Origin of the sequence: Acinetobacter sp. G11 (assembly GCF_049808495.1) — a bacterium.
Lineage (GTDB): Bacteria > Pseudomonadota > Gammaproteobacteria > Pseudomonadales > Moraxellaceae > Acinetobacter > Acinetobacter kookii.
The window spans coordinates 1-15,188 of sequence record NZ_JBNCAT010000046.1 but is presented as its reverse complement, the minus strand read 5'-3'; the positions used below and the strand labels follow the sequence as shown (position 1 = coordinate 15,188).

Sequence of the window (15,188 nt, the reverse complement as noted above, 5' to 3'; positions counted from 1 at the left end):
ACCTTAACACTTCGCGCTAAGTTGCTGTTTTATCAGAAGTTTTAATCTTCATCACCGCCGATGGATGTGCATTCTACAGCATTTCACCCTCAATGCAACACCCTTTTTTAACTTTTCACATCATCAGGATATTTTTTAATCATTTTATCTTTTTTTTCCTACATATTTTGATCAAATTTGTTTTAATAAGCCTATGCAGAGACCTGTTAATATATTTTATTACGTATTTTTAGCTTTAAGTACCGGCTTCATAGAGCTCTAGGATTTTTTATGCGTCACTTTCATTATATTTGGGCTAGCTTTTTATCTTTAGGGTTAATTTCTCCTGTATTTGCACAAGATTTAGTTCCGTCTGCTGAATCTCAAACTACATCAGATCTAGACTCTGCTACATCACAAACTCAGACAGCTCAAACCTCCCGTCTTGATGCACTCAAAGAGTTAAAAAATATTAAAGCTAAAGACTTAAGAGTAGACGCCAATGCAACTCAACCTGAAAACCAGAAAGATCCTTTACAACCTTTAAACAGACAGATCTTTGCTTTTAATGACGTATTGGATCGCAATGTTGCCCGCCCTCTCGCCATTCAATATAAGGAAAAAGTACCGACTGAAGTGCGTGGCACTTATCGCCAGTTTCGTAAAAATTTAGGCGAACCATGGAATATGGTAAACCAGCTGATTCAAGGTCGTCCGCTCCGTGCCGCAGAATCTTTAGGACGCTTTACCATTAATACCCTCACCACCTTAGGCTTTGCTGATCCTGCTCGTCGTATCGGTTTATCTGCCGAAGAAGAAAACTTTGGCACGACACTGGGTTATTACGGTATTCCTTCCGGTCCTTATCTGGTGTTGCCTGTGTTTGGCCCAAGTACCTTCCGTGATACTGTGGGGCTGGTTGTCGATGGCCAGGCCCGTCCCCAAAAGTATCTTTTAGAAGATCGTGAAGGACTGTACTGGAGTGAGCAAGTGCTACGCGGTATTGATGCGCGTTCGCAACTTTTAGATATTGAAGATGTGTTACAAGGTGATAAATATTCTGCAATTCGCGATATTTATTTACAGCGTAAAAACTTTTCAATTGCCGAAAAAAAAGGACTGGAACCTGAAACCCTGTTCATTGAAGATGACCAAGACAGCTCTCAGGATCAGGATCAACAGGACAATCCTAATCAATCCAGTGATGCAACCTCTGAAGATTATGCAAACACCACACAAGTCGCATTTATTTAATAGTAATATGATCAGCACAGCATCTTCCTTTGCTGATCATTAGATTGTTATAGTACAGCTCTCGATGTTATCAATTTAAGGATCATACAATTTCTTTATGTATTTCATTCAACCGACTCGCAATATTCCTTATTTAGATCAGGTACTCAGCGCACTTCCCGGTGTGCAAATGATTCACATAGATGATATTGATTTGTATGACCCAACCATCCTGGCAATTGCTGATGTACAGGACTATCTTATCCATCAGTGGTCACTTCCCACGATTGTGCTGGCTTTTGAAAATGAAGGCACAGCTTTAGCCCAAGCCTGGGAGCTTGGGGCTTTAGCCGGCTGGATCTGGAACAAGCTGCCACGTGACCCGGAAGATTCCTTACTGAAAATTGATGCTCAGTACAAGCGCAATCAGGATAGTCGCGACCTCCCTTCAGCTGCAGAATTACAAAAACGCTTACTCCCCAACCCTATAGAATTGATGAACTATAAAGTTGAAACCCTGTTTCAACCTTCTGCCTATCTGTCTGGCGACTGGTATGATTACTGGAAAATCAGCGATAAAGAGATCATGTTCTATCTGGCTGATGTTTCAGGACATGGCGTGACCAGCAGTCTACTCACCTCCTGGATGGCGGCTTTTCACGGGCGCTCTAAAACACCACGTGAATTGGTCAAAAAACTCAATGGCATGCTGGTCCAAGAAAATATTGAAAAGCACATCACCATGATTGCCGGAATTTTAAACCTGGAAACGCATCAACTGCGTTGGTCAAGTGCCGGGCATTATCCTCCTGCCATTATCTTTGAACCCAATCAGCCGCCTAAAATTTTAAATACCAGCAGTTTCCCTTTGGGACTCACTGAAGACCTGGAAGTTGAAGAGTTTGAATGCGTACTGAATCGTCATGCCCGGTTTATTATTTGTTCAGATGGTGCACTTGAACCATTTGATGGCGGACTGAATGAACAATTTGAAAAATTAGTCTTTCATTTGCAAAATCAATCATTCCAGGCCCCGGAACATGTGGCAGACGATATTGCCATCTTAAGTTTACGCCGAATGAATTAATCACATAATCAATACGTTAACTTTCAACTAAGCAATATACGACTGTTGGCTACTTGAGTCTATAGTGGCCCTATGTGATAATTTTAATATCCTTCTCTGCAAATGGCATTTATATGTCAACAGGTCATGTTGAATATGCAAGCTTGAATGGAACGCATATTTTTAAGCTTATTGGCGAAGTGCGTGCTCAATCTTGTATCAGTCTAGACAAACTTCTTAGTAAACTTGAACAGCAATCAAATGTCGTTGGGGCAATCGTAGATTTAACCCAAACTACATTTATTGACAGTACGGTTTTGGGTGTCCTTGCCAAGCTGGGTTTAAAGCTGAAGCAAACCCATCAAATTCAGGCCGTCATGTTATCTACCAATCCGGATATTACCACCTTGGCCAACAGCATGGGTCTGGGACAGGTTTTTGTGATTTTAAATTACTGCGGTGACCCGAAAGTTTGTACCCGCGAGTTAATTGAAGAGCACATTACCCATAATGCCATGTTAACCACTGTTCTAGATGCGCATAAAACCTTGATGAAGTTAAATGAAAGTAACCAGAACATGTTTGAGCCTTTGGTGAAACAATTACAAAAAGAACAAGAGAGCCTAGAACAGGTCTCTCAACAAAACGTATAAAAATGATGATTTAGAGCTCACACCATGACTTTACTCTCTGTTGTACAAATGAATTCCCAAGATGATATTGAAGCGAATTTCATCGTGATCGAGTCATTGATACAACAAAGTAAAGCAGATGGGGCCGAGCTGATTGTTTTCCCGGAAAACTTTGTCTGTTTTGCCGCAGGAAAACAACGCGAGACTGCAGCGCAGTTTGAAAACCTACAGCAGCGTCTGGAAAAACTGGCACATCAATATGAAATCTGGATTGTGGCAGGGACACTTCCCTGCCCATTCCGACCGGATGGTTCCATCATTACCGATGGCCGTGTACGCACCGTCAGTTTATGCATCAGCCCTGAAGGGACTGAAGCACGTTATGACAAGATTCACCTATTTGATGTACAAGTGGGGGATGCTGTTGGTGGATATCAGGAATCTCGATTCTTTGAGCCGGGTACCGATGTGGTCGTTGCCCAAACCCCATTTGGCCATATTGGTCTGATGGTGTGCTATGACTTGCGTTTTCCTGAACTGGCTTTAACTTTACGCCATCAAGGTGCAAATATACTTACTGCACCTGCTGCATTTACCTATACGACTGGCCAGATGCATTGGCAGTTATTGCTTCAGTCACGCGCGCTGGATAGCCAATGTCAGGTTTTAGGTGCGGCTCAACAAGGCTGGCACGGTAAAAAACGTCAGACTTGGGGACATGCAGCTGCCAGCAATAGCCGGGGCCAAATTTTAGATATCGTTCATAGTGAAGGCGCAAGTTTAATTACCGTGCCGTTTGATCTGGCGGAACAAACCAAAATCCGTGAGTCAATGCCTTTAATTCAGCATCGTAAAATTATCAGCTTCTAATTTGCCTGCCTTAAAATCGAATTTTCATCTCTAGACTTCCCATAAAATTACAAAATCACTGCTTATTCTTTATTTAAAATCCCACACCATAACAGCTTCAACAAAAATGTAGGGATGAAAAAATGGCCTTAGAAAAAGCAGTCTATACAGCAAAAGCGAAAGCTACAGGTGGGCGTGACGGACGTGCAACCTCATCGGACGGAATTCTGGATGTCCAGTTAGCCGTACCCAAAGAAATGGGCGGACCGGGCGGCGGCACCAATCCCGAACAACTTTTTGCCGCAGGTTATTCAGCGTGTTTTTTAGGTGCCATGAAATTTGTCGCCAACCGGGATAAATTCAATATCAGCAAAGATGCCTATATTGAAGGTGAAGTCGGCATTGGTCCTATTCCAACAGGTTTCGGTATCGAAGTGACATTGAATATTCATTTAGAAGGTATGGATCGGGCCGAAGCACAAAAACTGGTGGATGCCGCGCACATTGTTTGTCCTTATTCCAATGCAACACGTAACAATATTAATGTAATCCGAAATGTGATTGTCTGATTTTCGAAACCTACTTAAAAGCAGCTACCCTTTTTGAGTAGGTTTAATTTTTAAAAATATTCTAAATTGATCTTAAGACCGAGATCTTCTAGTACACTATATGTAACTTTTTATTGACTCAAACAACGTCTAAATCATATCTAAAAATGAAATCACTTAGAAAATCAAATCACGAAATTCTTATACAGCTCACCAATATTGCACATAATTTTAAATCAACTGAAGAAAGCTATCTCCTTTCTTATCCTTATTTTTTAAGTTACTTCAAAAATTTAAAATCTATAAACCTGGAAAATTTGATTATCGGGATAAGCTTTACTTATTCTTGGATGCCAACCACCCTCAAAACAATAAATCTTCAAAACCCAAAGGAAATCATCACCCTATTGAATGATGTAAAAAATGGTAAGCTCATCGATGAGAAACAACTTACCACTTTAAAAACAGCCTTTAATAATTCTTTGGTCGGCACATCAAAACTATTGCATTTCATCAACCCAGAGCAATATGCCATATGGGATAGTCGTGTTTTTAGATTTCTAAACAATTCAGAGCCACATAAATACAAACTCGAAAAACCCAAAGTTTATATTGAGTATTTAAAGCTTATCGAAAAGCTAAAAAATGAAAAAGCCTTTGAAGCATTTTTTGAGTTAATGAAACAAAATGTTGGTTATGAAATTACCGAATACAGAGCATTAGAACTTGGATTCTTTATAGGTGCCAAATTTCAGCACAAAGAAATCTCCTGACTTTGCATATTTTAAAATATGAATTCACTCCTAAACCTTATTCATACTTAGCTCAGTTATAAATTTTCTTATGAATAATGAGGAAAAAGCAAAGCCGAGGAAGAGTCCTTCTAATCACTCCGCGGCTTCATTGGTCACACGCAGCACTTCTTCCAAAGTGGTTTTCCCTGCCAGCACTTTGCGTAAACCATCATCGCGGATTGAGCCGGACTGTTTACGTGCATAGGCTTCCAGTTCATATTCAGCAGCATTGCCATGAATCAGACGGCGCATCGGTTCATCTACCGGCACAATTTCATAAATGGCAGTCCGCCCCATAAAACCGGTATGCGAGCAGTGATCACAACCTTTCGGTTGCGGTAATTTTAATGCATTGTCTGTTTGTAAATGCTTAAAAATTTCGCTTTCAAAAGCATCCGCCTCATGCCAGGTTGCACAGCGCGGGCATAAGGTACGCACCAAACGCTGAGCGATCACGCCAATTAAAGAACTGGCCAGCAAGAACGGTTCAATCCCCATATCTTTTAAACGGGTGACTGCACCAATTGCCGTATTGGTATGTAATGTAGATAAAACCAAGTGACCGGTTAGGGATGCCTGCACGGCAATTTCAGCCGTTTCCAGATCGCGAATCTCACCGACCATCACCACATCCGGGTCCTGACGTAGCATGGCTTTTAAAGCACGGGCAAAGGTCATGTCTACTTTGCTGTTGACCTGCGTTTGTCCAATACCTTCCAGTTGATATTCAATCGGATCTTCAGCCGTTAAGATATTTTTTGAGCCGTCATTCAGGTCAGATAAGGCTGCATATAAAGTCGTGGTTTTCCCCGAACCGGTTGGCCCGGTCACCAGAATAATGCCATGTGGGCGATGCACCAGATGGGTCAAACGCTCATAATCCGGCTGCATCAAGCCCAGATGGGTCATATTCAGACGTCCGGCCTGCTTGTCGAGCAAACGCATTACCACACGCTCACCATGCGACGACGGCAAGGTCGAAACACGCACATCCACTTCACGTCCTGCCAACCTTAAAGAAATACGACCGTCTTGCGGAATACGCTTTTCAGCAATATCCAGTTTGGCCATAACCTTGATTCGCGAAACCAGCAGAGGAGCCAGTTCACGGCGTGGCTGCACGATTTCGCGCAGCTGTCCATCGACACGCAAGCGCACCGACAATTTTTTCTCAAAGGATTCAATATGAATATCCGATGCACCCACGCGGATGGCTTCAGACAGTAAGGCATTGATCAGCCTGACAATTGGAGCATCATCTTCCTGATCCATCAGGTCTTCAGCTTCGGGCACCGAATCTGCCAGACTGAGTAAATCTGGATGATCTTCCAGACCGGCTGCCACTTGCTGCGACTCACCGGTATCGCCCGCAAAACTGGAACTGAGCAACTGGTGAAACTCCTGCTCAGAACATAACTGGTGCTGTGCAGGATGCCCCAAATAGCGACGTGCTTCCTGTATCGCCAGCAGCGGCGTATTTTCACGACGCACAATAAAAGCCTGATTACCCTCGTAGCGCAGCAATACGCCATGTCGCTTGGCAAAACTATATGGTATTTGTAATTGTTTAAGTACTTGCATCAAAGTTTATAATGATGAATAAATTGATTTGAGTGTACTCTAAGCATAAGACAGCGTGAAGTCTGTTTTTAATGATTAAGCTATAAAGGAAATATGCCGTTGTCTAAAAACGATGAACTGGTAGATGCAGAGCAGCCCAATTTAATCAAATGGTGGGGCGAACAAAGCTTCGAATTGAACCAGCCTAAAGCCTGGCAGTTTGGTTCACTGTTATTTCGTCTGACCCGTGGTTTGCAGGAATGGCGCCTGGAATATCATCGTCCACAGGTGCAGTATGACTATGAACAGAAGTGGCATGCGATTGAAGATCCGAATTTTGCTTTTCCGCAACCGCTCAAAGTTGAACGTTATATGTTCAAGTCTACCCAAAATAAATTACAGCTGATGCCGCGTCTGGCTGATCGCTCGGTGGTGATTAAACCGGTCGATCCGATTTACATTCCGGCTGGCCAGCGCGGTACGCTGTATATCAGCACCCCTTTATGGATTGCCGGTTTTGTCGAAGGACAAAAAGATCCGCTGTTTGATATTCCGGTGATTCTACCCAAAGACACCTGGTTTGGGCCCAATCATCGTCATGGTGAAATTTGCTATGCTACAGCAGTGGATGGCCGTACTGAGCTGCATCAGCTCAAGCCACGTGCCTTTCGCGCGGTAACCCCCATTGAATTTCATAATACCAGCCATCAACAGTTACGCTTTGACCGGATGAATGTGCCGGTTTCTGCACTCCCCCTGTTCTATAGTGAAAGTACCGGTCGCTTATGGACGTCACAAATTAAAGTTTTGCATGAAGGCTTGGATAGACCGCCGCGCATCCGTATTGAAAACCGTACCCCTCCTCATGCGGGTGAAGTGATGTATGTCCATCCGCCACGTGAACCGGCAAGTGCCTTGTTTAATATGTTTGATTCATTTTTCTAGGGGGGTAATATGGCCGATTCAAATATTCCTAAAGAAATTACCAGCAGCTTCAAAAGTATTTTTACCAATATCAACACAGAACGCCTGACTGAAATTATCGTTGCCCTTGTACTGGGTTTTATTGGTTTTTTAATTGCACGTTTTGTCTCCAATACCTTTATCCGCACTGTTGGCTCACGCTTTAATGCCCACCAAAGTCTGGTTTGGCGACGCGGGATTTTTTATTTCATCTTCCTGATTTTTGTGATGGCCAGCCTGAAAGAAGCCGGTTTTAAACTGAGCGTGTTTTTAGGTGCAGCGGGCATTTTAACCGTAGCGCTGGGTTTTGCTTCGCAAACGTCTGCGTCTAACCTCATCAGCGGTTTGTTCCTGATCGGGGAAGGTTCTTTTGAAATCGGTGACACGGTACAAATGACCCTGATTCGTGGTCATACCATTGAAGGTGAAGTGATTTCGATTGACCTGCTTTCAGTGAAACTGCTGACTCAGGACAATGTCTATGTACGCGTACCGAATGAACAGCTGATTCGTGCCCCCGTCTACAACCTGTCCAAATTTCCCATTCGGCGGATTCCCATCACTTTAGCGATTAACTTTCATGAAGACATCATTAAAGTCCGTGAGGTATTGCTGGATGTTGCCAATAAATATCCACTGGTTTTAGCGGATCCGAAACCGGCAGTGACCGTAACCGCTTTCCGTGAGTCCTCGATTGAGCTGTTATTTGCCATCTGGTGTAACCGTGAAAACTTCCTGAAAGTCCGCGATGAAATGCAGGAAAGAATTCGCAATGGTTTTCTGGCCAATCAAATTGAAATTCCGGTACCGAAAATGGGCTTTGTCGACCGGCCAGCACCTGCCCAGCCTTTAAGTGATGAAGATATTGACCCGTATGCCAATGCCAAAGAAGTGAAGCGTGAGGCGGGGTTGAAATAATAAAATCCCTCCTAACCTCCCTTTCTTACACTTCATTTAAAGCGGCGCTTTAAATTTGCTCAGGGAGGAAAGTCCCTCTTTTTCAAAGAGGGATTTAGGGAGATTTTATTTATTTGCATCTAAAGAAAAGAAGTTACCTCTCCTTCTCTTGCGCCATATATGGCTCAGGGAGAAGGTCGGGATGAGGGATTCGTATTTTCCCCTTCAGGAATCGGTGCAATATACGCAATCATCAGCATCACAAAGCCTGCACCCAGGAATGAAATCACCCGGGTTAAGGTGCCGATATGCGACAGGTCGAACAGCACCAGTTTCAAGGTTACAATCACCAGAATACTGCCGCCCAAAATCCAGACTGAACGCAACTGTTTTCGGCTGGCCAGACTCATGGTCATAAAGGCCAAACTGACCCATAACAAAGTCAGGCTCAGTTGAACGGTTGCATTTCCCCACACCGCCAGTTCATTAAACGGCGTGTTTAAATAAACATGCAATGCACGCAGTACAATATAACTACTAAGCCAGAGCAAACTCAGCACCATCAGCACCGCGACAATGCCTTTATCCAGTCCCGATTTAACCTGCAAGGACAACATCCAGATAAAACCTGCCAGCATGGCAATACTGACCAGATCAAAAGGATTGATAATTGGCAGGATATAGCCCTGAAAGGCTTGCTGGCTAAAGAGTTGCGAGCAGATAATCCAGCTCGCCATCAGCACCAAACTACTGCGGGCTTGCCAGAACATTTTCCAGTCCAGATTATCCAGCTGCCAATAACACCAGGCACAAAAAAGCAAGGGCAAGATCACCACACTGATATAAGGCATACCCGGAAGGAGGGTTAAACTGGTCATAGCCAGACTGGTCAGGGTGCCAAAACTGACCCATTCTTTTTCAGTCCGCACACCTAGTAGTGGACGAAGCCACAATGCCGTCAGCATCAATCCGGAAAGTGCAAAACCCAGGCGATCAAACAGCGTTGGCCAAACAATAATGCCCTGCTGACTTTGATCAATCACAATAATCAGGGCAAAAACAAAGACCGGAATCAGACCCAGCCATTTGGGAAACAGCCAGGTCCAAGTGGCTTTGCACCGCAACATGGCTTCATTGATCAGCAGATAGAAACCGCTCACAATCAACAGGCTCATCACCAGCTGGCTGAAATGCTCAATTTCATCCAGTAACAGCACAATCAACATGGTGGTGGCTGACAGCATCTGCAAACAGTGGAAGGCTATCGTGGAGCTGCCCAGTTGCTGCCTAAAGGACTCTCGGCTATTTGCCACCACAACCACGGCAAAATAGCTCAGGCATAAGCCCCAATACATTGCATTGGGAAACTCATTCAATTCCACCAGATAATACAAACTGGATAAGCCGGCAACAATCATCAGTCCCATGGCTAGATAGCGACTGATATCCGACTGGCGATACAAGGCATAAATAAAAATGATCAGCCCTTCCACAGCCCAGCCGATTACGCTCCATTGTTTATGCAACAGAATCGGTGGAATTAATGCCAGAAAAATCAGCATTAAACTGAAATAGCTTTGAGAAATCAGCAGCACCGCCTGATGACGCTTTGAAAGTTGATACAGGCCTGCATATACGGCGGCAAAAGCCAGACTCGCTCCGGCTTGCCACAGTGTTTCTTCAAAATGCATTAAATAAATAAAAATATAACCGACCAGAGGTGCGCCAAAAATCAGGGCAATATCCAATACCGGTTTGAGCTTGAACTGAGCAATATCTTCTTTGGCAATCAGCTGGCTAAAACGAAAACTCAGCCAGACAAAGATTGCCGTATGCACTGCGACCAACAAGGTTAGGGTATTTTTCTCGAATTCTTTGCCCTGATAAAAGGCATAGCCACCGCCAACGATGACCGTCATCAAGAACGCGATTTGATTCAGCATTTTCCAGGGGCGTAAGGTACTTAAGACCGCCACAGCCAGATTGATCACTACATAATAAGCAATCAGTTCAATCGCGGTCGCGTTGCGGACCGGCAAGGTAAACGGTGCAATATAGGCAATAATCATTGCCATCAGCGCCAGTTCAATGGATTGCTGTTTTAAGCTGAGAATCAGGGTCACGCCCATAATGAGAGCAAAACATAATCCAGCGATGGCGAGTGTCGGAATCACCGCATTGTAATAGGCAAAGAAAAGCGTCAAAAACAAGGCCGCTAAACCCAGACCTTCCAAGGCCAGGGCGAAACTGCGGTTTTTACTCTGCATCCAGTAACCAAGTGCGGTTACAGCCCCACTGATGCCTGCAACAATTGCCAGCTTCACCGCCAGACTGAGTTGCCAATGTTCGGTGGCAAAACGCAGTAACAGAATAATACCAATCACCAGTACCAAGATGGCCACTTTTAAAACCGGATTACCTTGAAAAATCCACTGCTTAAACTGTTCAATCAATTCCGATGATGATGATGCAGGCTGAGTTTCATGAGGCTGAGACTGTGGATTTTCGACAACCGAAGAAACCAGCGTTTGAGGATGCTGTAATCGCGTTTGAATCTGGTTCAATACCCCTTCTAAACGGCGTAACCATCTTAAAAAGAAAAAAACCCAGCCTGTGATCCCGACCGCAATTGCAAATTCCCAATCAAGAATGCCGCCGACAATGGCAATAATTGAACAAAGATATAAAGGAACTTTAGAGCTTTCCTGAACTGAAAGATGTGTTTCTGCAGCAATTTGTGATGCCGGGGAATAGATCGCATCGACATATTGCATCACGCTCATGACAAAGGCCAAGCCACACAAATAGGTGAAGATGCGTACATCCAAAAACCAGGCCCCCACCCCAACAATAATCAATACCATCAGCCAAATCATCCGGATTTCGCTCTGTCCTTTCCCCATTTTTTCTTTATCTCAATCCTGATTGATTCGATGATACAACAGCTGTGACTTTGATTTTTAAGCATTCATCAGATATTCGGTAACACGCATCTTGAATGATGTGTCTATGTTCATGTGCAAAATCACGTACAATAAGGCCGATATTTGAATTAGGAATCTTTCAATGCCACCATTTGTTTTGGTCGATGGCTCATATTTTTTATTTCGTGCATACCATGCACTGCCACCACTAACCACTTCGACTGGTTTACAGACCAATGCAATTCGTGGTGCCATTTCTGCAATTCAAAAATTGATGCGCCGTATCCAGCCGACGCATATGGCGGTGATTTTTGATACGCCTGAGCCGACATTCCGTCATCAGCTTTCGCCCATTTACAAGGGTGACCGCCCAAGTATGCCGGATGAACTGTCTCAGCAGATTCCCTATCTTCATAACCTGATTCGTGCTTTGGGCATTCCTTTACACACCCTTCCTGGCGCCGAAGCAGATGACGTGATCGGCACCCTGGCTAAACGCGCAGAAGCCAAAGGTTATCAGGTGCTAATCTCGACCGGCGATAAAGACATGGCACAGCTGGTCACCGATAAAGTGACCCTGGAAGACAGCTTTAAAGACAAGCCGATGGATGTGAATGCTGTCTTTGAAAAGTTCGGGGTATGGCCCAACCAGATTGTCGACTACTTAACCTTGATGGGTGATACGTCAGATGGCATCCGTGGCGTACCGGGTGTCGGCGCGAAAACCGCGGCCAAACTGTTGACCGAATACGGTTCGATTGGCGGCATTCTGGAAAATGTCGATAAAATTAAAGGCAAAGTCGGTCAAAGCATTAAAGACAATGTCGAAGGCATTACCCTGGATCATCAGTTGGCCAGTATCGTATGCGACCTGGATATGGGTCTTTGTTATGAAGACCTGAAACTCGGTGATCCGAATGTTGAAGAACTGCGCCGGCTCTATACCGAACTTGAGTTCCGTAACCAGTTACAGTCCCTTGACCATCCAAATAATCCCAACAATTCCGTCTATAAACAGGCAGCCAAAAGTATTGCAACTGAGATCAATGCCCCAGCTGTCATCAATACTGAAGATGAGGCTGAACTGACCAGTGCAGATGATCAACTGGGCAAAGCCACTTATCACACCATTTTAACTCAAGCGGACTGGTACCCGCTTTTCCAGCGTTTAAGCAGCAGCAAACGTTTTGCCTTTGATACCGAAACCACCAGCCTGGATTACCGTATTGCAGAAATGGTTGGCTTTTCACTGGCTTTTGATGCCAACGATGCCTATTACATTCCACTGACTCATGACTATGAAGGTGCGCCTGAACAGCTGAATCGTGAAACTCTCCTGGCGCAAATCAAGCCGATTTTAGAAGATGCAGCAGTTGAGAAAATTGGCCATCATTTAAAATATGATGCGCATATTTTGCAAAATCACGGCATTGAACTGCAAGGCTGGTATTTTGATACCATGCTGGCATCTTACGTCCTCAATTCTGTGGCGACCCGTCATGGCATGGATGATGTCGCTCGCGTGTATTTAAGCCATTTGACCACCACTTTTGAACAGATTGCCGGTAAAGGTGCCAAACAGAAAACCTTTAACCAGATCGAGATTGAAGCCGCGGCACATTATGCGGCGGAAGATGCACATGTGACCTATCGTCTGTATGAAGTCCTGTCGAAAAAATTGCAGGCGATTCCTGAGCTGAACAATATTTTGCACAATATTGAAATGCCGGTAGCCCGTGTGCTCACCATCATGGAAGAAAACGGCATTGAACTGGACCTGAAGTTTTTAGACCAATTGAGCGTGGATTTTTCCAACACCATCCAGAATCTGGAAAACCAGATTATCGAACTGGCTGGTCAGCCGTTCAATGTCAGCTCGCCGAAACAGGTCGGTGAAATCCTGTTTGATAAACTGGGACTCAAAGGCGGCAAGAAAACCTCGACCGGTCAATACAGCACCAGCGAAAGCATTCTGGAAAAAATCGACCATCCGATTACCGATTTGATTTTGCAATACCGTGGTCTGTCCAAACTGAAAAGCACCTACACTGATGGCTTGCAAAAACAGGCCAACAATGACAGCGGTCGTGTGCATACCAGTTATCATCAGGCGCTCACCGCCACAGGTCGCTTATCCTCTACCGATCCGAACCTGCAAAACATTCCGGTTCGTGAAGAAATTGGCCGCCAAATCCGTAAGGCCTTTATTGCCCCTGAAGGCCGGGTCTTGCTGGCAGCCGATTATTCACAGATTGAACTGCGTTTAATGGCGCATCTTTCCCAGGACGAAGCCCTAGTGGATGCCTTTAAGCATGGTCAGGATGTACACCGCCGTACTGCTGCCGAAGTTCTGGGCATTGCGCTGGAAGATGTCACCAATGATCAGCGTCGCCAGGCCAAAGCCGTTAACTTTGGTCTGTTATATGGCATGTCCGAATTTGGCCTGATTCGTCAGCTTGGCTTTACCCGTGAAGAATCGCAAAACTATATCAAGCAATATTTCCATCGTTATCCAGGCATTTATGAATATATGCAACGTACGCGTCAGGTGGCTTTGGAACAAGGTTTTGTGGAAACCATTTTGGGTCGCCGTTTATATACGCCGGATATTGATGCGCGTAACATGATGGTGCGTAAAGCAGCTGAACGTGCGGCCATCAATGCCCCGCTACAAGGAAGTGCTGCTGACATCATTAAAATGGCGATGGTGGAAGTGGATAAAATGCTGCCGAAAGATCAGGCCAAAATGCTGTTACAGGTACACGATGAATTGGTATTTGAAGTCGATGCCGATATTGCCGATGCACTGGCACCGAAACTGGCAGAAGTGATGCAATCGGTGATCCAGCTTTCTGTACCGCTGATTGTCGAAGTGGGTAAAGGCATGAATTGGGACGAGGCGCACTAATCAACAAATTTCCCCTCTTTTCTTGCGCATCGATTTAAAGCAATGCTTAAATCTCACTCAGGGTTAGGAGAGATTCATTTTCTATTCTATTAGGAGATGAATCTTCTCAAAATGTACTCTCAATGCATAAGGGAGAAATTCTTTAATAAACTCAAAGAATTTCTCCAGTTATCATAAGTATCGAATATAAATGATGAAATCTTTTTAATTCAATCGATTATAACTTCCAATTTCTAAATAAAACTTATTAAAAATCAATAAACTTAGTTACACCAACACGCTGATCAAATTCTATCTGCTGTTCTGCAGAAAGCTGTGCGCGCTGATGACGTAATGAATAACCCCCTATCATCTCCCCATTCTGCTTTAAAACATACCAATCTAAAAGATCAGACTCACTGAACTTCAACCACTGTCCAATCTGAATCCATTTAAATTCTTCTGGTAATTCAAAAGGGCGGGCAAAACAGAAATTATCTTCAAAAAATGGAGTCATCAGCCATATATTCGCACCATTTTCAGAATCTAAGTTAACCGGAATATAAAATTTAACGCAGGCAAAATCACCTTCAGATATTTTTTTTAAATTTTCTTTAAAAATATGCAGTGATTTTCTTGCAGTTTCTATTGTTGCCACATATGCATCTGCCTCATTATCTATAAGTATAAATTTTGGTTCAAGCTCACTACTCATTTAACAATATCCTGATTTAAAAATATTTAATTCTTAGATTCTCAAATGAAGTGCAACAGAGATTAAATTATTGGAAGGAAGCAAGATGAGCTAGCATTTTGCTTCCGACCGACCAAAGTCAAAGTTGCATCATGAACTACA

Annotated in this window: 12 protein-coding genes; 9 read left to right on the top strand and 3 right to left on the bottom strand. The window is 43.9% G+C overall.

Translation table 11 applies throughout. The features are described from left to right. The first annotated feature begins 270 nt into the window (after nt 1-270). The 6 genes from ACPUEY_RS13070 (at nt 271) to ACPUEY_RS13045 (ending at nt 5,080) form a co-directional block, all read left to right on the top strand. Nucleotides 271-1,233, top strand: a complete 963-nt coding sequence (locus ACPUEY_RS13070; protein ID WP_425122342.1) for an MlaA family lipoprotein — start codon at nt 271-273, stop codon at nt 1,231-1,233. 97 nt (nt 1,234-1,330) lie between these two features. After that, nucleotides 1,331-2,299: an RsbU family protein phosphatase GigA gene (gigA, locus tag ACPUEY_RS13065; protein WP_131274980.1), complete on the top strand. Its 969-nt coding sequence runs from the start codon at nt 1,331-1,333 to the stop codon at nt 2,297-2,299. Between the two features lie 113 nt (nt 2,300-2,412). Continuing rightward, a complete protein-coding gene (gene gigB / locus ACPUEY_RS13060) occupies nt 2,413-2,931 on the top strand; it encodes an anti-anti-sigma factor GigB (RefSeq protein ID WP_261183670.1) in 519 nt (172 codons plus the stop codon). Nucleotides 2,932-2,955: 24 nt separating this feature from the next. Continuing rightward, nucleotides 2,956-3,780, top strand: coding sequence for a carbon-nitrogen hydrolase family protein (locus ACPUEY_RS13055; RefSeq protein WP_425122341.1), 825 nt, complete (start codon nt 2,956-2,958; stop codon nt 3,778-3,780). 122 nt (nt 3,781-3,902) lie between these two features. Further along, the gene (locus ACPUEY_RS13050; protein ID WP_425122340.1) at nt 3,903-4,328 is read left to right on the top strand and encodes an organic hydroperoxide resistance protein; all 426 of its coding nucleotides are present in this window, start codon (nt 3,903-3,905) and stop codon (nt 4,326-4,328) included. 113 nt (nt 4,329-4,441) lie between these two features. Next, nucleotides 4,442-5,080: a hypothetical protein gene (locus tag ACPUEY_RS13045; RefSeq protein ID WP_425122339.1), complete on the top strand. Its 639-nt coding sequence runs from the start codon at nt 4,442-4,444 to the stop codon at nt 5,078-5,080. Nucleotides 5,081-5,194: 114 nt separating this feature from the next. On the opposite strand, the gene gspE is transcribed toward ACPUEY_RS13045, so the two are convergent. Further along, nucleotides 5,195-6,682 carry a type II secretion system ATPase GspE gene (gene gspE, locus ACPUEY_RS13040; RefSeq protein WP_092820899.1) on the bottom strand — a complete coding sequence of 496 codons (1,488 nt, stop codon included), beginning with the start codon at nt 6,680-6,682 and terminating at the stop codon, nt 5,195-5,197. Between the two features lie 93 nt (nt 6,683-6,775). Here gspE and ACPUEY_RS13035 point away from each other — a divergent pair, with 93 nt between their 5' ends. Then, entirely contained in the window at nt 6,776-7,606 is an 831-nt protein-coding gene (locus ACPUEY_RS13035) for a hypothetical protein (protein ID WP_425122338.1), read from the top strand. A gap of 9 nt (nt 7,607-7,615) precedes the next feature. Further along, nucleotides 7,616-8,542 (top strand): mechanosensitive ion channel family protein, encoded by a 927-nt coding sequence (locus tag ACPUEY_RS13030; protein ID WP_425122337.1) that lies wholly within the window; start codon nt 7,616-7,618, stop codon nt 8,540-8,542. Nucleotides 8,543-8,706: 164 nt separating this feature from the next. On the opposite strand, the gene ACPUEY_RS13025 is transcribed toward ACPUEY_RS13030, so the two are convergent. Further along, nucleotides 8,707-11,424: a DUF2339 domain-containing protein gene (locus ACPUEY_RS13025; protein ID WP_425122336.1), complete on the bottom strand. Its 2,718-nt coding sequence runs from the start codon at nt 11,422-11,424 to the stop codon at nt 8,707-8,709. A gap of 163 nt (nt 11,425-11,587) precedes the next feature. On the opposite strand from ACPUEY_RS13025, the gene polA reads away from it, so the two are divergent. Next, nucleotides 11,588-14,353 carry a DNA polymerase I gene (gene polA, locus ACPUEY_RS13020; RefSeq protein ID WP_425122335.1) on the top strand — a complete coding sequence of 922 codons (2,766 nt, stop codon included), beginning with the start codon at nt 11,588-11,590 and terminating at the stop codon, nt 14,351-14,353. A gap of 247 nt (nt 14,354-14,600) precedes the next feature. Here polA and ACPUEY_RS13015 read toward each other — a convergent pair whose 3' ends face one another. Further along, nucleotides 14,601-15,047 carry a DUF2314 domain-containing protein gene (locus ACPUEY_RS13015; RefSeq protein ID WP_425122334.1) on the bottom strand — a complete coding sequence of 149 codons (447 nt, stop codon included), beginning with the start codon at nt 15,045-15,047 and terminating at the stop codon, nt 14,601-14,603. Nucleotides 15,048-15,188 lie beyond the last annotated feature (141 nt).